We start from the raw sequence: 20,834 nt of genomic DNA, 5'->3' as shown, positions 1-20,834 counted from the left end.
ATTTACGGAGCGCGGCGCATTTCCGCCACAAAATCGTAATGATCGCTGCGGCAATACGAATGCGTGAGTTCCACCGCTTCGCCCGACTCCAGGTAGGCGATGCGCGTGATGAACAGCACGGCCTGGCCATCGGGGATGCCCAGCTGCTTGGCCAGCACGTCCGTCGCATTCATGGCGCGGATGTGCTGCAAGGCGCGCACGGGGGCCTTCTTGATGCTGCTCAAGTATTCATACAGCGAGTCGCCCATGGTATCCGGGTCCGGCACCACGCTGAACGGCAGCACGCTCACTTCATACGCCATCACGACGTCGTCGGCCAGGCGCAAGCGCTCCAGGCGCGCCACTTTCGTGTTCTGCGCCAGGCCCAGGCTCAGCTGTTCATCGCTGCTGGCGATGACGACATCGCGCTTGAGCCAGCGCGAACCGGGGCGGTAGCCGCGCTGCTGCAGCTGCTCGGAAAAGCTCGACAGGTTCGACAGCGGCTGTTCGATGCGCGGGGCAATATAGTTGCCCGAACCGCGGCGGCGCACGACGAGGCCTTGCTCGACGAGCTGGTCGATGGCCTTGCGGGCAGTCACGCGCGATACGTCAAGCAGTTCGGACAGGGTACGTTCGGATGGCAGGGCCTGGTCTACCTGGTAGCGGCCGTTGCGTACGTCATCGCTCAGCTTGCGGGCGATCTGCATATATAAAGGCGAATTGTCATTTAAATCGACCTTGAGTTCTACGCTGGTCTGGCTCATACAGTTCTCCTTGTCCTCCTAGTGTAATAGCGATGGCGCCTGCGCGTAGCCCGTCCACCCATGAATAAATGGAAAATGACCATAAATAACGGTTATACACTTAAAAAAACAATGTTTTACCGTACGTATAGCTTTGCATTATAGATAAATAAGCAATTTTCATTAGCCATGTAAACCATCGCGCCCTATGCTGGTGACGCCTCCACCACATCGGACAACAGGGAAACATGCACAATAAAATGACGGGTTTACTGGGCTTGCTGCTGCTGGGCACGACCTGGAGCGCGCTGGCCGCCCCGCCCGGCAGCGGCAGCGACTTGGTCTCTCAAAACGCAGGGCCGCGCGCGCTCGATGCCACGCTGGCCGCCATCGTCGACGATACGGCCCACCCGCTGGCCAGCCTGTCCGTGCTGGCCATCCGCCATGGCAAGGTGTCTTATCAGCAACAATTTGGCTACCGGCACATAGCCGCCACGCCGGCGGACAGCTTGCCCGTGACGCCCGCCACCCTGTTCCGCATCGCTTCCGTCTCGAAGATGATGACCACGCTGGGCCTGATGCGGCTGGTTGAACAGGGCAAACTGAGCCTGGATCAGGACGTGGGCATTTATCTGGGCTTTTCCCTGCGCAACCCGCATTTCCCCCAGCAACCGTTGACCCTGCGCAGCTTGCTCAGCCACACTTCCTCGCTGCGCGACGCGGGCGGCTACGCCTGGGGACCGGAACGCAGCCTGCGCGACGTGTTTACGGCCGGCGGCGACAGCATGTGGGATCGCGCCGCAGCGCCGGGCCGCTACTTTACGTATTCCAACCTGAACTGGGGCGTGATCGGCACGGTGATGGAAAAAGTCACGGGCGAGCGCTTCGACTTGCTGATGCGCCGTCTGCTGCTCGATCCCCTCGACGTGCGCGGCGGCTACAACCCGGCCGCCTTTTCCCCGGAAGAGGTGGCCAATACGGCCACCCTGTACCGCAAGCGCACGCTGAAGACGGAAGTGTGGCAGCCGCACGGGCCATGGATCGCCCAGGCCGACGATTTTTACCAGCGCCCACCGGCCGGCCTGGCCAGCTATGTGATCGGCAGCAACGCCACCGTCTTCAGTCCCACGGGCGGCTTGCGCATTTCCGCCGCGGGACTGGGCAAGGTCATGCAGATGCTGCTCGACGGGGGCCGCTACCAGGACCAGCAGCTATTGCAGCCGGCCAGCATTGCGCTGATGTTTGGCCGGCAATGGCAATTGGCGCCAGACGCCAGCAATGGCGACAGCGAGCGGGGCCTGTACCGCGCCTGGGGGCTGGGCAACCAGCAATTCGACGCGGTGGCGGGGCAGGGCAACGGCCTGGTCGAGGGCGCCGGCTTCACGGCCGTGGGCCATTTGGGCGACGCGTATGGCCTGGTGTCCGCCTTCGTGCTCGATTTCAAGAACAGGAACGGCATGGTGATGCTGGTGGGCGGCACGGGCAGCGATCCCGAACGCTATCCGGGCACGTATTCCGCCATGGGCCGCAGCGAAGAATTGATACTCACCACCCTATACCGTGGTGCGATTGACAAGCATGAATAATTTGCACTGAAATAGTGCATTCCTGAAAGTTATGGCTGCACCATGATGTTTCATTGGCTCCCCGACCGGCCAGCCTCTAAGCTCTTCCCGAATGCTCCCGCACCATGGGAGCGCAACGCAGCGAGGCAACATGCAGCAACAAGTCATCATCATCGGCGGCGGCATCGTCGGTCTGACATCGGCCTGGTGGCTGGCCGAGGCCGGCTACAGGGTCACTGTACTGGAACGCAATGAACAAGTGGCGATCGCCGCCAGCTACCGCAATGGCGGCCAGCTCAGCTATCGCTATGTGGCGCCCTTGGCGGACGCGGGCGTGCCCTTCAAAGCCTTGCAGTGGCTGCTGCAAAAAGACGGTCCGCTGCGCTTCCGTCCCGAAGCGGACTGGCGCCAATGGCGCTGGATGGCCAGTTTCTTGCGCAATTGCAACAGCGCCAGCAATGCCCGCACGACGGCCAAGCTGCTGCAACTGGGAGAATGGAGCCGCGCCGGCATGGCGCAGCTGGAGTTGACGGTGCCGCCGGAAGCGTATGCCTGGCGCGATGCAGGTAAACTCATCGTCTACCGCACACCCGCCGTCTTTCAACGGGCCGTGGCGCGGCCCGAGTCGGAAGAGGCGCGCGTCGTGCTGTCGCCGCTGGAAGCCGTGCAGCGCGAACCGGCGCTGGCGGCCCTGCAGGGTGCCCTGGCGGGCGGTATCTTTACCGAAGGGGAAGCCGTGGCCGATTGCCACGCCTTTTGCCTGGCCCTGGAAGCGCGTTTGCTGCAGCACCCGAATTTTTCACTGCTGCTGAAGGGCGAGGCGCGCCGCCTCGTCACGCACAAGGGCAAGGTCACGGGCGTCGACACCAGCCTGGGGCTGTTGCAGGCAGATCACTACGTGCTGGCGGCCGGCATCCAGAGCCGCGACCTGGCCGCCACGGCGGGCGTCTACCTGCCCCTGTACCCGCTGAAGGGCTACAGCCTGACGGCGCCCATCCGCGCACAGGACCAGGCGCCCGAGATCAGCATCACGGATTTCGAACGCAAGGTGCTGTATGCGCGCATAGGCGGCGACCTGCGCGTGGCCGCCATGGTCGACATGGTGGGCGCCGACAACAGCATCGACTGGAACCGCATCGCCGGCCTGACGCGGCTGGCGCGCGAAGCCATGCCGCACGGCGCCGATTACGACCAGGCCACGGCCTGGGCCGGCCTGCGCCCCGCCACGCCGAACAGCGCGCCGCTGGTGGGCGCCAGCAAAGTCGGCAATCTGTGGCTGAACGTGGGCCATGGTCCGCTGGGCTTTACCTTTGCCGCCGGCACGGCGCGCATCCTGGCCGACCTGATGCAGAACAAGGCGCCGCCGTTCGCGCTGGACTTCCTCAGCCCGAAAAAATAGCAGCCCAAGGCGGCGTGCACGCGCCGCTGCCTTTATGGCGGATAATTGCGGAACTTTTCAGTTCTCCTGTCTGCCAGCGCATGCTCACACCCTCGACATCTGCCGCCTGCCCCTGTGGCGGCGCCTCCTACGCCAGTTGCTGCGGCCCGTATATCGCGGGCGACGCCGTGCCGCCCACGGCCGAAGCCCTGATGCGCTCGCGCTACACGGCCTTCACCTTGCGCGACGAGCCCTATCTGCGCGCCACCTGGCACGCCAGCACCTGTCCCACCGACGCCTTATTCGCCGAAGAAGAAAAAGTCCACTGGCTGGGACTTGAGGTAAAATCTGCTTTACGTTTACGTCAACGTAAAGCAGAATCAGCAGATCAAGCCGAAGAGATACAGCGCGACAGCGTGGAATTCGTGGCCCGCTACAAGGTCAACGGCCGCGCGCACCGCCTGCATGAAGTGAGCCGCTTCGTGCGCGAGGCGGACAATAGCGGTGGTGGCGCCCTGCGCTGGTTTTATCTCGACGGCAGTTTTCCCGAATAGCGCGACCCGAGAGACCGGGCGATAATAAAAAGGAACCGCAATGCCGCACATCGAAAGCAAACTCAATCCGCGCAGTGAAGATTTCAAGGCCAATGCCGCGGCCATGCAAGCCATCGTCGACGATTTGCGCGACAAGGTGGAGAAAATCGCGGCCGGCGGCGGCGAGGCGGCGGCCGCCAAGCATCTGGCGCGCGGCAAGCTGCTGCCGCGCGACCGCGTGCAGATGCTGCTCGATCCCGGCACGCCCTTCCTCGAGTTTTCCCAGATGGCGGCTTACGCCATGTACCAGGACGCCAAGGGCGTCGATGCGGCGCCCGCCGCCGGCATCATCACGGGCATCGGCAGGGTCTCGGGCCAGGAATGCGTCATCGTCTGCAACGACGCCACCGTCAAGGGCGGCACGTATTACCCGATGACGGTGAAAAAGCATTTGCGCGCCCAGGAAATCGCCGACCAGAACAACCTGCCCTGCATTTATTTGGTCGATTCGGGCGGCGCCAACTTGCCGAACCAGGACGACGTCTTCCCCGACCGCGACCATTTCGGCCGCATCTTCTACAACCAGGCGAACCTGTCGGCCAAGGGCATCCCGCAAATCGCCGTGGTGATGGGCTCTTGCACGGCGGGCGGCGCCTACGTTCCGGCCATGAGCGACGAATCGATCATCGTCAAGGAACAGGGCACGATTTTCCTCGGCGGCCCGCCGCTGGTGAAAGCGGCGACGGGAGAAGTGGTGACGGCCGAAGACCTGGGCGGCGGCGACGTGCACACGCGTTTGTCCGGCGTGGTCGACCACCTGGCGCAGAACGACCTGCATGCGCTGTCGCTGGCGCGCACCATCGTCTCGAACCTGAACCGTAAAAAACCGCAGCAGATGGCCTTGCGCGACTCCGTCGAACCGAAATACCCGACCCAGGAACTGTATGGCGTGATCCCCGTCGACACGCGCAAACCGTTCGATGTGCGCGAGGTGATCGCGCGCATCGTCGACGGCAGCGATTTCGACGAATTCAAGGCCCGCTACGGCACGACCCTGATCTGCGGCTTCGCGCATATCTATGGCGTAAAAGTCGGCATCATCGCCAATAACGGTATCTTGTTCTCCGAATCGGCCCTGAAAGGCACGCATTTCATCGAATTGTGCTGCCAGCGCAAGATCCCGCTCGTCTTCCTGCAAAACATCACGGGCTTCATGGTGGGCCGCAAATACGAAAACGAGGGCATCGCCCGCAATGGCGCCAAGATGGTGACGGCCGTCGCGACGGCTGCCGTGCCAAAGTTCACGGTAATCATCGGCGGCAGCTTCGGCGCCGGCAATTACGGCATGTGCGGCCGCGCGTTTTCGCCCCGCTTCATGTGGATGTGGCCGAATGCGCGCATTTCCGTCATGGGCGGCGACCAGGCCGCATCCGTGCTGGCCACCGTCAAGCGTGACGGTATCGAAGGCAAGGGCGGGCAGTGGAGCGCGGACGAGGAAGCGGCCTTCAAGCAGCCGATCAAGGAGCAATACGAACACCAGGGCCACCCGTACTACGCCACCGCGCGCCTGTGGGACGATGGCGTGATCGACCCGGCCGATACCCGCATGGTGCTGGGCCTGGGCCTGTCGGCCGCCTTGAACGCGGAAATCCCGGACACGAAGTTCGGCGTATTCCGCATGTAAGCGGCATTCAGGGAGAAGATAATGGAATTTGAAACCTTAAAGCTAGTCATCGAAGGCAATGTCGCCACCGTGACCCTGAACCGCCCCGACGTGCGCAATGCCTTCAACGAGACGACGATCGCCGAACTGGCGCGCGCCTTCGAGGGCCTGGGACGCAGCGACATGGTGCGCGCCATCGTGCTGGCCGCCAATGGCGCGGCCTTTTGCGCCGGCGCGGACTTGAACTGGATGAAGAAGATGGCAGGCTACACGCATGCCGAAAACCAGGCCGACGCGCTGCAGCTGGCGCAGATGCTGCGCACGATTTACCTGTGTCCGAAACCCGTGGTGGCGAAGGTCCAGGGCGACTGCTATGCGGGCGGCATGGGCCTCGTCGCCGCATGCGATATCATTCTGGTTGCGGAAGACGTGCATTTCTGCCTGAGCGAAGTGCGGCTGGGACTGATTCCCGCCACTATTTCACCGTATGTCATCAAGGCCATGGGCGAAAACGCGGCACGCCGCTATTTCCTGACCGCCGAGCGATTCTCCGCTCAGGAAGCGCTGCGCATCGGCTTTGCCCACGAGGTAGTCGAGGCAGACGCGCTGGACGCGAAAACGGCCGAGGTGCTCAAGGCGCTGACGGGCAACAGCCCGCACGCCGTGGCGCAAGCGAAAACGCTGGTGCGCGAGATCGTCGGCCAACCCGTCGACGAGGCGCTGCTGGCGGACACCGCCGAGCGCATCGCGCAGATCCGCGCCTCGGAGCAGGGACGCGAAGGCGTGCAATCGTTCCTCGACAAGCGCAAGCCGAGTTGGCTCATGGGCTAGTTAATAGTCCAAAGCTCATGGACTAAGAATATCATTGGAGCAGTTTTGAAAGCAGAAAAACAATCGGGCTGGGTCGAACGCAGTCTGCGCAGCGTGTGGCATCCGTGCACGCAAATGCAGCATCACGAGACGGTCCCATTGATCCCCGTCAGCCACGGCCGCGGCGCCTGGCTGTATGATCACGAAGGACGACGCTACCTGGACGCCATCAGCTCCTGGTGGGTGAACCTGTTTGGCCACGCGAATCCGCGCATCAATGCGGAGCTGAAGGACCAGTTGGACCGGCTGGAACACGCGATGCTGGCCGGTTTCACGCATGAACCGGTGATCGAGCTGTCGGAAAAGCTCTCCGCCTTGACGGGCGGCGTGCTTGGCCACAGCTTTTACGCGTCCGACGGGGCGTCGGCCGTGGAAATCGCCCTGAAAATGAGTTTTCACGCCTGGCGCAACAGCGGCAAGGGTGAAAAACAGGAATTCGTCTGCCTGAAAGGCAGCTACCACGGCGAAACCATCGGCGCGCTGGCCGTCACGGACGTGGCCCTGTTCAAGGATGCCTACGGCCCCTTGCTGCGGGCAACGCAGACGGTGATGTCGCCCGACTTCCGCCAGGCGACGGAAGGCGAGTCCGCCGAGGACGTGGCGCGCCGCGCGGCGGCCGAAGTGGAACAGCTGTTCCAGCAGAAATCAGAAAAAATCGCCGCCATCATCATCGAACCGCTGGTGCAATGCGCCACCGGCATGGCCATGCACGACCCGCTGTACCTGTCGCTGGTGCGCGCCCTGTGCGACCGTTATCAAGTCCATCTGATCCTCGATGAAATCGCCGTCGGCTGCGGGCGCACGGGCACCTTCTTTGCGTGCGAACAGGCCGGCATCTGGCCCGATTTCGTTTGTCTCTCAAAGGGCATCAGCGGCGGCTATCTGCCTTTATCGCTGGTGATGACGCGCGAAGACATCTACCAGGCGTTCTACAGCACCGACGTGCGCCGCGGCTTTTTGCATTCGCACTCGTACACGGGCAACCCGCTGGCCTGCCGCGCCGCGCTGGCGACGCTGTCCATCTTCGAGGAAGACGATGTGCTGGCCACCAACCGCGTGCGCGCCGCCAAAATCACGCAAGCGCTGGCGCCGCTGGCGCAGCATAACAAGGTAAAAAACTTCCGCCAGCAGGGCATGATCTGGGCGTTTGACGCCGTCGACGCGGCGCCCGATTTCTCGCGCCGCTTCTTCAGCACGGCGCTGGAACACGAACTGTTGATGCGCCCCATCGGCTCCACCGTCTACCTGATGCCGCCGTACATCCTCGACGACGCAGAGATCGCGGGCCTGGGCCAGCAGACCCTGGCCGTCTTCAATCATGTGATCGGGGCCTGAAATGGAACTGATCGCCCGATTACAACAGCAGCTGCAAGGGCTGGAAGAGCGCAGCCTGATCCGCCGCCGGCGCACCGTCGACACGCCGTGCGCGCCGCGCCTGACGGTCGATGGCCGCGCCATGCTGGCCTTTTGCAGCAATGACTACCTGGGCCTGGCGTCGCATCCGCGCATCGTCGCGGCGCTGAAAGAGGGCGCCGACCTGTATGGCGCGGGCAGCGGCGCGTCGCACCTGATCAGCGGCCATGGCCGCGCCCACGCGCAGCTGGAAGAGCGTCTGGCGACGTTTGTGGGCGCCAACCTGGAAAACGCCCGCGCCCTGTATTTCTGCACCGGCTACATGGCCAATCTGGCCGTGCTGACGGCCCTGTCGGCGGGCGACGCGGACGCGGAGATTTTCTCGGAAGCGCTGAACCACGCTTCGCTGATCGACGGCACGCGCCTGGCCCGCGTGAAAACGCGCGTATATCCGCACGCCGACCTCGACGCCCTGGCGGCCCTGCTGGCAGCCAGCACGGCAAAAACGAAAATCGTCGTCACCGACAGCGTCTTCAGCATGGATGGCGACCTGGCGCCGCTGCCCGCGCTGCTGGCCCTGTGCGAACAATACGGCGCCTGGCTGGTGGTCGACGACGCGCACGGCTTCGGCGCGCTGGGAGCCAACGGCCGCGGCGCGCTCGAACACTTCGACCTGCATTCGCCCTACCTCGTGTACGTGGGCACCCTGGGCAAGTCGGCCGGCGTGGGCGGCGCCTTTGTGTGCGCGCACGAAGCCGTGATCGACACCCTGATACAAAAGGCGCGCCCGTACATCTTCACGACGGCAACCGCCCCCGCGCTCGCGCATGCGCTACTGACCAGCCTGGACATCATCGCTGGCGAGGAAGGCCGGCAACGCCGCGCCCACCTGGCGGCGCTGGTGGCGCAATGGAACGACGGCCTGCAGCTGCAACGCTGGCAAGCCTTGCCCTCGGTGACCGCCATCCAGCCCGTCATCATCGGCGAGAACGCGGACATGCTGGACATCGCCGCCACCCTGTATGAACAGGGCCTGTGGGTCGGCGCCATCCGCCCGCCCACCGTGCCAGCCGGTACGGCGCGCCTGCGCGTAACCCTGTCGGCCGGCCATACGGCGCAGGAAGTGGCGCAATTGATCAACGCAGTCAACACCCTGGAAAGGACTCGCCATGAGCCTTGATGATCCTATCGTGGCGGAAGTGCTGGCGGACCTGGTGCCGGCCGTGCAGCCGGCTCCGGCCATTGCCGGCCTGCCCTCGCGCTTTGCCTGTTTCGTCACCGGTACCGACACGGAAATCGGCAAGACATTGACGTCGTCGGCCCTGCTGCACGCGCTGGTCGCGCGCGGCGTGCGCGCCTGCGGCATGAAACCGGTCGCCGCCGGCGCCGAAATGCGCGACGGCGAACTGCATAATGAAGACGCCGACAGCCTGATCGCGGCCGGCAACGTTACCATGCTGCGCAGCCTGACGACGCCCTACATGCTGAAGGAGCCGGCCGCGCCGCACATCGCCGCCGCGCTCGAAGGCGTCAGCATCGAATCGGTGCCCATCCTGGCCGCCTACCTGGAAATCGCCGCCGCCTCGGACGCCGTGGTGGTCGAAGGCGTGGGCGGATTCCGCGTGCCGCTGTCGCCCGGTTTCGACTCGGCCGACCTGGCGCAGCAGCTCGACCTGCCCGTGATCCTCGTGGTCGGCATGCGCCTGGGCTGCATCAGCCAGGCCTTGCTGACGGTGGAAGCCGTCGAAGCGCGCGGCTTGACGGTCATCGGCTGGGTCGCCAACACGCTGGAAGTGGAAATGCGCTTCTTCGACGAAAATATCGATGCGCTGATCGAGCGCATCCCGGCGCCGCTGCTGGGCAGGGTGCCGCGCCTGGCGCAGCCGAGCGCGCAAGCGGCGGCGGCGTATCTCGATTTCACCGGCTTGCCCAACTGGCCGGCGCAGCATCCCAACACTTAATGTAGCTAAAAAATAGAAGCGAAGGAATCACCATGTCTTTAGTCCAAGAAGCAGCAAAAACCGTCGAACTGCACCGCCCTGCGGCGCGCATCACCGTGCCGGAAGCGGCCACCTGGCCCGTCGCCGACGTGCTGGCCCTGTTCGACCTGCCATTCAATGACCTGATGTTCAAGGCCCAGCAAACCCACCGCGTCAACTTCCCCGACGGCGACGTGGAACTGGCGACCCTGTTGTCGATCAAGACGGGCGGCTGCGAGGAAGACTGCGGCTATTGCCCGCAGGCGGCCCGCTACGACACGGGCGTGGAAGCGAAAAAAATCCTCGACATCGACACGGTGCTCGACGCGGCCCGCCAGGCCAAAGCCAACGGCGCCACGCGCTTCTGCATGGGCGCCGCCTGGCGCAGCCCGAAAGAGCGCGACATGGAAAAAGTCGAAGAGATGGTGACCAAGGTCAAGGCGCTGGGCCTGGAAACATGCGCTACTTTGGGTATGCTGGAAGAAGGACAAGCGGACCGCCTGAAGAACGCGGGCCTCGACTTCTACAACCACAACCTCGATACGGCGCCCGAGTTCTACGACAACGTCATCTCGACGCGCGAATACCAGGACCGCCTCGACACCCTGGGCCGCGTGCGCGAAGCAGGCTTGAAAGTATGCTGCGGGGGCATCGTCGGCATGGGTGAAACGCGCTTGCAGCGCGCCGGCCTGATCGCCCAGCTGGCCAATCTGAATCCGTATCCGGAATCGGTGCCCGTCAACCACCTGGTGCAGGTGGAAGGCACGCCGCTGTACGGCATGGAAGCGCTCGATCCATTCGAATTCGTGCGCACCATCGCCGTGGCCCGCATCACCATGCCGAAGGCGCGCGTGCGCCTGTCGGCGGGCCGCCGCCAGATGGGCGAAGCCGTGCAAGCCATGTGCTTCCTGGCTGGCGCCAATTCCATCTTCTACGGCGACAAGCTGCTCACCACCGACAACCCGGAAGCGGAAGACGACCGCGTCCTGTTGAACAAGCTGGGCCTGCAAACGCGCGGCGCCATGCTGGACTCGGTACAGAAAGAGAAGTGCGGCTGCTGATCCAGCCATCGGAATGCGCCCCACCAGGGCGCATTCCTTCATCGCGACACCTCAGATAAAAAACTTCCAGCCACGAGCTGCAAAGAGAGAGACCATGTTCACTAAAATCCTGATCGCCAACCGCGGCGAAATCGCTTGCCGTGTCGCCGCTACCGCGCGCCGCATGGGCATCCAGACCGTCGCCGTGTATTCGGAAGCGGACGCCAACGCCAAGCATGTCGCCGTGTGCGACGAAGCCGTCCTGATCGGCCCCGCGCCGGCCAAGGAAAGCTATCTGTGCGGCGACAAGATCATCGCCGTGGCGCTGGCCACTGGTGCGCAGGCGATCCATCCCGGCTACGGCTTCCTGTCCGAAAACGCGGATTTCGCCGACGCCTGCGCCACTGCGGGCCTCGTCTTCATCGGCCCGCCGGCGTCCGCCATGCGCGCCATGGGCTCCAAATCGGCCGCCAAGTCGCTGATGGAAAAAGCCAACGTGCCACTGGTGCCCGGCTACCATGGCGAGGAACAGGATGCGGACTTTTTACACACGCAAGCCGACAAGATCGGCTACCCCGTCCTGCTGAAGGCTTCGGCCGGCGGCGGCGGCAAGGGCATGCGCGTCATCGACAACAGCGCCGACTTCAAGGCCGCGCTGGCCTCGTGCAAGCGCGAAGCGATCAGCTCTTTCGGCGACGACAAGGTGCTGGCCGAAAAATACCTGTCGCGCCCGCGGCATATCGAAATCCAGGTGTTCGCCGATACGCTCGGCAACTGCATCTACCTGTTCGAGCGCGATTGTTCGGTGCAGCGCCGCCATCAAAAGGTGCTGGAAGAAGCGCCGGCGCCGGGCATGCCGGCCGAGCGCCGCGCAGCCATGGGCGAAGCGGCCGTCGCCGCCGCCAAGGCCGTCGGCTACGTGGGCGCGGGCACGGTGGAATTCATCGCCAACCAGGATGGCTCGTTCTACTTCATGGAGATGAACACGCGCCTGCAGGTCGAGCATCCGGTGACGGAAATGATCACCGGCACCGACCTGGTGGAATGGCAGTTGCGCGTCGCCTTTGGCGAGCCGCTGCCGAAAAAACAGAGCGAACTGGCGATCCACGGCCACGCCATCGAGGCGCGCATCTACGCGGAAAATCCGGAGAAGGGCTTCCTGCCGTCGATCGGCACCCTGCGCCACATGCAGTCGCCATCGGCCGTCACGTTCGAACTGGGTGGCACGATCGTTCCGGCGTCCGTGCGCATCGATTCGGGCGTGCGCGAAGGCGACGCCATTTCGCCATTCTACGACCCGATGATCGCCAAGCTGATCGTCTGGGGCGCGGACCGCCGCGAAGCGCTGGCGCGCATGGCGCAAGCGCTGTCGGAATACCAGATCGTAGGACTGGCCAGCAATATCGCCTTCCTGAAACGCCTGGTCGAAGGCCGGGCATTTTCCAGCGCGGACCTGGACACGGGTTTGATCGAGCGCAATCAGGAATCGCTGTTCCCCGCCCTGCAGGCGGCGCCCGACACGGCCCTGGCGCTGGCGTCCGTGGCCCTGCTGCTGGAAGAAAAGGCAGCCGCCGAAACGCAATCGGCCAACCGCGCCGACCCATGGGGCAATGCCCTGGGCTGGCGCTTGAACAGCACCCTGGGACGCAGCCTGGCGTTTGCCGACGAATTCGCGCTGGCCGGCGACAGCAAGGCCTATGCCGCGCGCATCGCCTACCAGACGGATGGCTGGCTGTTCAACGGCCAGCCTCTGACATTGACGGCGCGTAAAGGCAACGAGCTGCACATCAAGCTGGGCGCGCGTGCCGTGCATGGCACCGTGCTGCGCGACGGCGAGCAATTCCACGTGTTTACCAGCGGCTTGCACCACACCCTGCACTACAGCGACCCGATGGCGCATGCGGGCGAAACGGAAGCGGAAGGCGGCCGCCTGACGGCGCCGATGCCGGGCAAGGTCGTCGCCGTGCTGGTCAATCAAGGCCAGGACGTCAAGAAGGGCGAGCCGCTGGTCATCATGGAAGCGATGAAGATGGAGCACACGATCGCCGCGCCGCACGACGGCCTGGTGGAGGAGGTGCTGTACGCGGTCGGCGACCAGGTGGCCGATGGCGCGCCGCTGCTGGCCTTCAAGGCCGCCGCCTGAGGAGCGCTCTTGGAAACCTCGATGCGCATCCTGTTACAGCGCGCGGACGGCAAGGAAGCGGCGTGGATCAGCGACTTCCGCGACTTGCTGCCCGAAGCCGAGATTGTCTTCTGGCGCGAGGGCGAGGCGGTCGCGCCCTGCGACTATGCCGTCGTGTGGCAGCCGCCCGCGGCCATGCTGCCCGTATTGAGCGAAGTCAAAGCCATCTTCAACACGGGCGCGGGCGTGGACGCGCTGCTGAAATTCGGCGAGGCGCTGCCGGCCCACGTGCCGCTGGTGCGCCTCGATGATGCGGGCATGGGCGTGCAGATGGCCGAATATGTGAGCCACGCCGTGCTGCGCCACTTCCGCCGTTTCGACGACTATGAGGCGCAGGGCCGCGCCGGCATCTGGCAACCGCTGCCCGCCTTCGACAAGGGGGATTTTCCCGTCGGCGTGCTGGGCATGGGCGTGCTGGGCACCCGCGTGCTGCAAGCGCTGGCGCAGTTCGAATTCCCCCTGCGCGGCTGGAGCCGCAGCCAGAAGCACGTCGACGGCGTGCAGTGCTTTGCGGGCGAAGAGGGACTCGAAGCCTTTTTACGCGGCACGCGCGTGCTGGTCTGCATGCTGCCTCTCACGCCGGACACGCACAACCTGCTCGACCGCGCGCGCCTGTCGATGCTGCTGCCGGGCGCCTACATCATCAACGTGGCGCGCGGCGCGCATCTCGCCGAACCGGATTTGCTGACCCTGATCCGCTCCGGGCACATCGCCGGAGCGACCCTGGACGTGTTCCGCAACGAGCCGCTGCCGCAGCAGCACCCGTTCTGGCAAGAACCACGCATCACCATCACGCCGCATATTTCGGCCGCCACCCTGCGCCGCGAAAGCGTGGCGCAGATCGCCGCCAAGATGCGCCGCCTGCACGCCGGCGACTCTGTCGCCGGCATCGTCAACCGTTTGCAAGGATATTGAGATGAACCCTACTACCAGTCTGCCCAAGCAGGTCAAGATCGTCGAAGTGGGTCCGCGCGACGGCCTGCAAAACGAGAAGGAAACCATCAGCGCCGCCGTCAAGATCGAACTGGTCGACCGCCTGACGTTGGCCGGCTTCGCCAATATCGAGGCGGCGTCCTTCGTCTCCCCGAAATGGGTGCCGCAGATGGCCACCAGCGCGGAAGTCATGCAGAAAATCGCGCGCCGCCCCGGCACCATTTATTCGGCGCTGACGCCGAACATGCAGGGTTTCGATGCCGCGCTGGCGGCGAAGGCCGATGAAGTGGTGATCTTCGGCTCCGCCTCCGAAGCGTTCTCGCAAAAGAACATCAACTGCTCCATCGCCGAATCGATCGCCCGCTTCGAAGGCGTGGCGAAAGCGGCCAAGGAACACGGCCTGCGCCTGCGCGGCAGCATCAGCTGCGCCTTCGGCTGCCCCTACCAGGGCGACGTGCCGCTCGACGCCGTGGCCGACGTGGTGAAACGCATGCGCGACCTGGGTTGCGACGAAATCGACATCGCCGACACCATCGGCGTGGCCACGCCGCGCAAGACGCAGGCGGTAATGGAGCGCGCGATCCAGGCTTTCCACGTGGGAGGCCTGTCCGGCCACTTCCACGACACCTACGGCCAAGCGCTGGCGAATATCTACGCCAGCCTGGAAACGGGCATCGCGATCTATCACTCGTCCGTGTCCGGCCTGGGCGGCTGCCCGTACGCCAAGGGCGCCACCGGCAACGTGGCCACCGAAGACGTGCTGTACCTGATGCAGGGGCTGGGCATTGCCACCGGCATCGACCTGGATCTGGTCGTCGATGCGGGCCAGTTCATTGCGCAGCAGCTGGGGCGCAAGGGTTCTAGCCGCGCCGGCAACGCCATCGCGGCGAAACGCCTGGGGTAAATGCAAAGGGGCTGCGGCCCCTTTTTGCTGCCGGCCTCGCGCCGCAGGCGCTACAGACGAAAAAAAACCCAAGAGCCTAAACTCTTGGGTTTTTTTCTACAAATTTGGTCGGAGTACAAGGATTCGAACCTTGGACCCCCTGGTCCCAAACCAGGTGCGCTACCGGGCTGCGCCACACTCCGAAGACCAAGATAATACAGGCCGTATCGACTTCGGTCAAGGGTCAGGTGAAACTCTGTGTAAATTATTTACGCGCGGCACTGGAACCCATGTATTTTTCAAAACGATTGAAGTATGCGACACTGGCTTGGCAAGTTTTCCCGATCAGACATGAAGGTGACGACGGCAATGGAGTTCAGGATAGAAAGAAGCGACGGTGGCCGGCCCCTGCCGAACCGCCGCGGCATCGTGCTGGGCATCGCCGTGTCCCTGCTGCTGCATGGCGCCTTGATCACTCTGTGGCGCCATGTGCAGCCGGCCGCGCGGATGGACACGGCCCCGCGCGTGGAATTGATCGCCGTGTGGATACGTCCGCTGGCCGCCAAGCCGCCTCCGCCGCCCGTCGAAGTGCTCAAGCCGAAACGCGAACCCAAGCCCATCAGCAAGCCGAAGGTCGCCACGGTCCGGGAAACGCCGGCGGCGACCACGGCGCCAGCGGCCAGCCCGCAAGCCATCACGGTCGTGCCGGCCACGCCGGCGGCCAGTGCCGATACCTTCAGGCAAGAAACCCCGGAAACACCGAAATTCGACATGGACGCGGCCAGGCGGACGGCGCGCAAGATGGCAGGCGAACGCGATCCGTCCAAGGTGGGCACGGCCGTGGGGCAAATCCCCGACAAGCCACTGCAAACGGAAACCCAACTGGCGCGCGACATCGCACAAGGCAAGCGCGGCGATTGCCGCACCGCCTATTCCGGTGCGGGCTTGCTGGCGCCCGTGCTGATGCTGCTCGACAAGAAGGATAGCGGCTGTAAGTGGTGATTATTTAGCAACATCCCATCATGGGTATGCCGCCATCAGATTATTCCTGCCCCTTCAACTGCAGCGCCCGCTCATACAGGGCGTTTTTCTTGCGGCCCGTGATCTGCGCCGTCAAATTCGCCGCCTGCTTGACGCTGCATTCGGCCAATAAAATATTCAGGATGCGTTCCGCTTCCACGTCTTCCGCGTCCTGCGCTTCCGTGGCGCCTTCCAGCAGGACGACAAATTCTCCCTTTTCCCGGTGCGCGTCGGCGCGTATCCACGCCTCCGCCTCGGACAGGGGGCAGCGGTGGATTTCCTCGAACAGTTTCGTCAGTTCGCGCGCGAACACCACCTGGCGCGTCGGCTCGAACGCCGCCGCCAGGGCCGTGGCGCAATCGAGGATGCGGTGCGGCGCCTCATAGAACACCATGGTGGCCGTCACGCCGCGCAGGCTGTGCAGCATGTTTTCGCGCTGCTTGGCCTTGGCTGGCAAGAAGCCGACAAAGTAAAACTGGTCATTCAGCAAGCCGCTAGCGGAAATGGCCGTGATCGCCGCCGACGGGCCGGGCAGGGGCAGCACGCGCAAGCCGGCCGCGCGCACGGCGTCGACGATGCGCGCGCCCGGGTCGGACACGGCGGGCGTGCCGGCGTCGGAGACGAGGGCGATGCGCTCGCCGGCGTGCAGGCGGGCAATCAAAGTTTGCGCCACTTCGCGTTCGTTATGTTGATGCGCCGCAATCAACGGCTTGTTCAAGCCAAAGCGCGTCAGCAGGTGCGCCGTATTGCGCGTATCTTCACAGGCGACGGCATCGGCAAGGCTCAGCAAATGCAGCGCGCGCAGGCTGATATCGGTCACATTGCCGATCGGCGTGGCCACTATATACAATGTTGCGATAGGATAGACCTGGTGCGCCGCCTCTGTCATGATGGGCAGGCTGGCGATGGAACTGATTTCTTGTACGGTCATTTTGGAGGTTAAATGCTTGCTAATAGTGTGAAGTTACTGCTTGTTTGTGCCGCGACCGGCATGCTGAGCGCTTGCAGCACGCCTTGCGACGCGCCCGGGCAATTGTGCGCGCCTATTGAATCTAACACAAGGGCGCTGCCGCCACCGAAGCCGCTGCCACCGCCCCTGCCGCCGAAGCCGCCCGCACCCGAACCCGTCACTTTCGCCGTGGCCGTGCCCGATATTACCGCGTACGACGGCAACGGCGCGCCACTCGCGCCTATCAAGAACAAACCGGCCACCGGCACGCCGCTCGACATGCCGGCCGCCACGGCACCGGCGCCGTCCGACGGCAATGTCCACCACATCGGCCTGCTGCTGCCGCTGCGCTCGGCTTCCCTGGGACCGGCCGCCGAATTGCTGCGCGCCGGCTTCATGGCCGCGTACGAGCGCGACCGCAGCGGCTTTGAAGTGACGGTGATCGATACGGGCGATGGCAGCAGCGACGTCCTGAACAAGTTTGCGCAAGCGCAAGAGGAACAGGACATCGTCGTCGGTCCCCTGTCGCGCTCGGCCGTCACGGCCGTGGCGAACAGCGACCTGGTGCGCAAACCCACGATCGCCCTGAACCACCCGGACAACCGCGGCGACGCGCGCCTGCCGGCCAAGCTGCTGGTGATGGGCTTGTCGATCGAGGCGGAAGCGCGCCAGGTTGCCGCCTGGGCCGCCAGCGAACAGCCGGGCGCCAGCGCGCTGGTCCTGTCGGCCGGTTCGCCCTCGCAGCGCCGCATCAGCGCCGCCTTCAAGCAGGAATGGCTGCGCCAGGGCGGCAAGATCGAGACCATGGACTTGACGGCCACGAATGGCTACCTGAGCGATGCCGAGCTGGTGCAGCTGCGCGCGCGCCTGGCCGCCACGCCGCCGGGCCTGCTGTTCGCCGCGCTCGACGCCGACCAGGCGCGCCAGCTGCGCGTGGCCATCGGCAGCGATCTGCCCCTGTATGGCACCTCGTCCTTGAATCCCGGCGCCGGACGCGGCGCCAGCGGCCCGGAACTCGACGGCGCGCGTCTGCTGGACTTGCCATGGCAAGTGCAGCGCGACCATCCGCAAGTGATGGTGTATCCACAACCCGAGCAGCCCGCCGAACGCCGGCTGACGGCCGACATGGAACGCCTGTACGCGCTGGGCATCGATGCCTTCCGCGTGGCGCGCGAAGTGGCGCTGCGGCCGAACGCGCCATTTATCCTCGATGGCGTGACGGGCCGCCTGGCCGTGCGCTTTGACGGTGATCAAAGCGTGTTCGAACGCACGGAACAGGCCGCCACCTACCAGCAGGGCGTGCTGGGTACCTGGCCGCCGGCCCCGGCAGCGCAATAAGGACACGCCATGCCGCCCTTCGCTTTCTGGAACAAACGGGAACGGGGACGGCAGGGAGAAGACGATGCGCTCGCGTATCTGTTGCTGCAAGGCTTGGTGCTGTTGCAACGCAACTATCTGTGCAAGGGCGGGGAACTCGACCTGATCATGCGCGACGGCGCCGCCATCGTTTTCGTCGAAGTGCGGCTGCGCAGCAGTACGGCCTACGGCGGCGCCCTGGCCAGCATCACGCCGGCCAAGCAGCGGCGCATGGTGCTGGCCGCGCAAACCTGGCTGCTGGGGCAAAAGACGCTGCCGCCATGCCGCTTCGACGCGCTGGCCATCGATGGCGGGCGCATCAGCTGGCTGAAGAACATCCTCGATATGTAAGCATTTTTAACAGTGCTTGTCCGCCATGCCGCGCGCCTGCACTATAATCGGCAGACTATGAATAATCAACGCATCCTCTCGCACTTCCACGAAAGTGCCGAACTCAAGATCCAGGCCGCCACCGTACTGGCGCAACCGATTGCGCAGGCGATCGACCTGATGTTTTATGCATTGTCCAACGGCAACAAGATCCTCGCCTGCGGCAACGGCGGTTCCGCCGCCGACTGCCAGCATTTCGCAGCCGAGCTGGTCGGACGCTTCGAACGCGAACGCTTTCCGCTGCCGGCCCTGGCGCTGACGACGGATACGTCCATCCTGACGGCCGTGGCGAACGATTACAGCTACCGCGAGATCTTCTCGAAGCAGGTGCAGGCGTTCGGCCAGGCCGGCGACATCCTGCTGGCCATCTCCACGTCGGGCAATTCGGCCAACGTGATGGCGGCCGTGGAAGCGGCGCTCGAGCGCGAAATGCGCGTCGTGGCGCTGACGGGCAAGGACGGCGGCGCCATCGGCAAGATGCTGACGGACGCCGACGTGCATATCTGCGTGCCGGCCGAGCGCACGGCGCGCATCCAGGAAGTCCATCTGACCACCATACATTGCATCTGCGACGGCATCGATGTCGCCCTATTCGGAGGAGACGTGAATGACTAAATTCGGTACTGGCCCAGGCTGGAAACGCGTACAACGCCCGCTGGCCACCGCACTGCTGTGCGGCGCCATGCTTACCTCGCTCACCGGCTGCATCGAATTGATGGTCGGCGGCGCGGTGATGGGCGGCGTGGCAGCAGCGGACCGCCGCACCCTGGGCGCGCAGACCGAAGACAAGTCGATCGCCCTCAAAGGCGAGTCGCGCATCCCCTCCATCGTGGGCGACGTGGGCCACGTGAACGTCACCAGCTTCAACCGCCGCGTCCTGCTGACGGGCGAAGTGCGCGACGAGGCGATGAAAAATGCCGTCGAGCGCGAAGTGCGCAATATCGAGGGCGTGGAATCGGTGGCGAATGAATTGATCATCGCCGGCCCGGCCAGCTATACCTCGCGCTCGAACGACGCGCTGATCACCACCAAGGTCAAGGCCAGCCTGGTCGACATGAAAACCATCTCGGCTGCCTCGTTCAAGGTCGTCACCGAGAACGCCACCGTCTTCCTGATGGGCAGAGTCACCCAGCGCGAAGGCACGGTCGCGGCCGACGTGGCGCGCGGCGTGGGCGGCGTGCAGAAAGTGGTCAAGCTGTTCGACTACATCTCGGAAGCGGAACTGAAGCAATTGCAGCCGGACCCGCCGCAGCAGCGCACGACGAACACCGTCAGCGATACGGTCCAGCAGTAAGCGCCTCCGCCATCCGACCTAGGGCGCGCCAACGATGCGGCGGCTATAATAGTCGCATCGTGGCCGCATCGCCCCGCTTTTCAAGTGAAAACCATGTCAACTTCGCCATCCGCAAGCAAGTCCTGGATCAAGCCAGCCCTGATCGCCGTCTTCGTGGCGGGCGTGGCGGCGGCAGCTTACCTGTCGCTGAATGACAAGCAAAGCGCGCCGGACGTGACCTTCCACGGCATCCATGGCGAGAAAATCACGTCAAACAGCCTGCGCGGCAAGGTGGTGATGGTCAATTTCTGGGCCACCTCGTGTACGACTTGCGTGGCGGAAATGCCGGAAATGGTCGACACCTACAACAAGTACAAGGGGCAGGGACTGGAATTCGTGGCCGTGGCCATGAAATACGACCCGGCCAACTACGTGCTGAACTTCGCCGAAACGCGCCAGCTGCCGTTCAAGGTAGCGCTCGACGTGACGGGCGAGGCGGCCAAGGCCTACGGCGACGTGGCCCTCACGCCCACCACCTTCGTCCTGGACAAACAGGGCAAGATCCTCAAGCGCTACGTGGGCAAGCCGGAATTCGCTGAACTGCACAAGCTGCTCGAATCCGCCATCGCCGGCTAAACGTCTCACATAAGCTACTGCGCGTCGCGATTTGCAGCCTGCGATGCTCACTGTGCTCAAGCACAGTTCCGCTTCTCTGCCGCAACTCACTTCCGCTCGCTACGCTTCT

At 64.3% G+C, this 20,834-nt stretch carries 20 protein-coding genes and 1 tRNA gene; 18 read left to right on the top strand and 3 right to left on the bottom strand.

What is annotated here, in order from left to right:
* Window positions 1–2 precede the first annotated feature (2 nt).
* Complete coding sequence (locus O0881_RS20015; protein ID WP_289912637.1) at window positions 3–743, bottom strand: GntR family transcriptional regulator; 741 nt, start codon at window positions 741–743, stop codon at window positions 3–5.
* A 227-nt stretch (window positions 744–970) separates the two neighbouring features.
* Here O0881_RS20015 and O0881_RS20010 point away from each other — a divergent pair, with 227 nt between their 5' ends.
* The 12 genes from O0881_RS20010 to O0881_RS19945 all read left to right on the top strand — a co-directional run bounded on the left by O0881_RS20010 (window position 971) and on the right by O0881_RS19945 (window position 15,122).
* Window positions 971–2,308 (top strand): serine hydrolase, encoded by a 1,338-nt coding sequence (locus tag O0881_RS20010; protein WP_289912636.1) that lies wholly within the window; start codon window positions 971–973, stop codon window positions 2,306–2,308.
* Between the two features lie 91 nt (window positions 2,309–2,399).
* Window positions 2,400–3,686 (top strand): D-amino acid dehydrogenase, encoded by a 1,287-nt coding sequence (locus tag O0881_RS20005; RefSeq protein WP_289912635.1) that lies wholly within the window; start codon window positions 2,400–2,402, stop codon window positions 3,684–3,686.
* Window positions 3,687–3,766: 80 nt separating this feature from the next.
* Complete coding sequence (locus O0881_RS20000; RefSeq protein ID WP_289912634.1) at window positions 3,767–4,219, top strand: YchJ family metal-binding protein; 453 nt, start codon at window positions 3,767–3,769, stop codon at window positions 4,217–4,219.
* Window positions 4,220–4,259: 40 nt separating this feature from the next.
* A complete protein-coding gene (locus O0881_RS19995; protein ID WP_251349687.1) occupies window positions 4,260–5,882 on the top strand; it encodes a carboxyl transferase domain-containing protein in 1,623 nt (540 codons plus the stop codon).
* Between the two features lie 21 nt (window positions 5,883–5,903).
* Complete coding sequence (locus O0881_RS19990; protein ID WP_251349686.1) at window positions 5,904–6,692, top strand: enoyl-CoA hydratase/isomerase family protein; 789 nt, start codon at window positions 5,904–5,906, stop codon at window positions 6,690–6,692.
* Between the two features lie 45 nt (window positions 6,693–6,737).
* Window positions 6,738–8,066, top strand: a complete 1,329-nt coding sequence (gene bioA / locus O0881_RS19985) for an adenosylmethionine--8-amino-7-oxononanoate transaminase (RefSeq protein WP_289912633.1) — start codon at window positions 6,738–6,740, stop codon at window positions 8,064–8,066.
* Window position 8,067: 1 nt separating this feature from the next.
* The gene (gene bioF, locus O0881_RS19980) at window positions 8,068–9,264 is read left to right on the top strand and encodes an 8-amino-7-oxononanoate synthase (protein WP_289912632.1); all 1,197 of its coding nucleotides are present in this window, start codon (window positions 8,068–8,070) and stop codon (window positions 9,262–9,264) included.
* On the top strand, window positions 9,254–10,045 hold the full coding sequence (bioD, locus tag O0881_RS19975; RefSeq protein WP_289912631.1) for a dethiobiotin synthase: 792 nt from the start codon (window positions 9,254–9,256) through the stop codon (window positions 10,043–10,045). Before bioF ends, bioD begins: the two co-directional genes overlap by 11 nt.
* A gap of 32 nt (window positions 10,046–10,077) precedes the next feature.
* Entirely contained in the window at window positions 10,078–11,124 is a 1,047-nt protein-coding gene (gene bioB, locus O0881_RS19970; RefSeq protein ID WP_099666034.1) for a biotin synthase BioB, read from the top strand.
* A 94-nt stretch (window positions 11,125–11,218) separates the two neighbouring features.
* Complete coding sequence (locus O0881_RS29235; RefSeq protein WP_354670220.1) at window positions 11,219–13,246, top strand: acetyl/propionyl/methylcrotonyl-CoA carboxylase subunit alpha; 2,028 nt, start codon at window positions 11,219–11,221, stop codon at window positions 13,244–13,246.
* 21 nt (window positions 13,247–13,267) lie between these two features.
* Window positions 13,268–14,200 carry a glyoxylate/hydroxypyruvate reductase A gene (locus O0881_RS19950; RefSeq protein ID WP_289912659.1) on the top strand — a complete coding sequence of 311 codons (933 nt, stop codon included), beginning with the start codon at window positions 13,268–13,270 and terminating at the stop codon, window positions 14,198–14,200.
* Window position 14,201: 1 nt separating this feature from the next.
* Window positions 14,202–15,122, top strand: coding sequence for a hydroxymethylglutaryl-CoA lyase (locus O0881_RS19945; RefSeq protein WP_289912630.1), 921 nt, complete (start codon window positions 14,202–14,204; stop codon window positions 15,120–15,122).
* A gap of 105 nt (window positions 15,123–15,227) precedes the next feature.
* Here O0881_RS19945 and O0881_RS19940 read toward each other — a convergent pair.
* Window positions 15,228–15,304: transfer RNA gene (locus O0881_RS19940), tRNA-Pro, on the bottom strand.
* 112 nt (window positions 15,305–15,416) lie between these two features.
* Between O0881_RS19940 and O0881_RS19935 the strand changes: the two genes are divergently transcribed.
* Window positions 15,417–16,103 carry a hypothetical protein gene (locus O0881_RS19935; protein WP_289912629.1) on the top strand — a complete coding sequence of 229 codons (687 nt, stop codon included), beginning with the start codon at window positions 15,417–15,419 and terminating at the stop codon, window positions 16,101–16,103.
* Window positions 16,104–16,143: 40 nt separating this feature from the next.
* Here O0881_RS19935 and rsmI read toward each other — a convergent pair whose 3' ends face one another.
* Window positions 16,144–17,052 carry a 16S rRNA (cytidine(1402)-2'-O)-methyltransferase gene (rsmI, locus tag O0881_RS19930; protein WP_289906072.1) on the bottom strand — a complete coding sequence of 303 codons (909 nt, stop codon included), beginning with the start codon at window positions 17,050–17,052 and terminating at the stop codon, window positions 16,144–16,146.
* Between the two features lie 213 nt (window positions 17,053–17,265).
* Here rsmI and O0881_RS19925 point away from each other — a divergent pair, with 213 nt between their 5' ends.
* The 5 genes from O0881_RS19925 (at window position 17,266) to O0881_RS19905 (ending at window position 20,725) form a co-directional block, all read left to right on the top strand.
* The gene (locus O0881_RS19925) at window positions 17,266–18,408 is read left to right on the top strand and encodes a penicillin-binding protein activator (RefSeq protein WP_289912628.1); all 1,143 of its coding nucleotides are present in this window, start codon (window positions 17,266–17,268) and stop codon (window positions 18,406–18,408) included.
* A gap of 9 nt (window positions 18,409–18,417) precedes the next feature.
* Window positions 18,418–18,777, top strand: a complete 360-nt coding sequence (locus tag O0881_RS19920) for a YraN family protein (RefSeq protein WP_289899750.1) — start codon at window positions 18,418–18,420, stop codon at window positions 18,775–18,777.
* A gap of 57 nt (window positions 18,778–18,834) precedes the next feature.
* Window positions 18,835–19,431: a phosphoheptose isomerase gene (locus O0881_RS19915; RefSeq protein ID WP_034752465.1), complete on the top strand. Its 597-nt coding sequence runs from the start codon at window positions 18,835–18,837 to the stop codon at window positions 19,429–19,431.
* A complete protein-coding gene (locus tag O0881_RS19910) occupies window positions 19,424–20,110 on the top strand; it encodes a BON domain-containing protein (protein WP_215410182.1) in 687 nt (228 codons plus the stop codon). The genes O0881_RS19915 and O0881_RS19910 overlap by 8 nt, the downstream gene beginning before the upstream one ends.
* A 93-nt stretch (window positions 20,111–20,203) precedes the next feature.
* On the top strand, window positions 20,204–20,725 hold the full coding sequence (locus O0881_RS19905) for a TlpA disulfide reductase family protein (RefSeq protein ID WP_099666024.1): 522 nt from the start codon (window positions 20,204–20,206) through the stop codon (window positions 20,723–20,725).
* Window positions 20,726–20,834: the final 109 nt, after the last annotated feature.

The organism is Janthinobacterium sp. SUN100, assembly GCF_030397705.1.
Classification (GTDB): Bacteria; Pseudomonadota; Gammaproteobacteria; order Burkholderiales; family Burkholderiaceae_D; genus Janthinobacterium; species Janthinobacterium kumbetense.
Note: the sequence above shows the minus strand (reverse complement) of the source record. Positions and strands in the feature narration are given on the sequence as shown.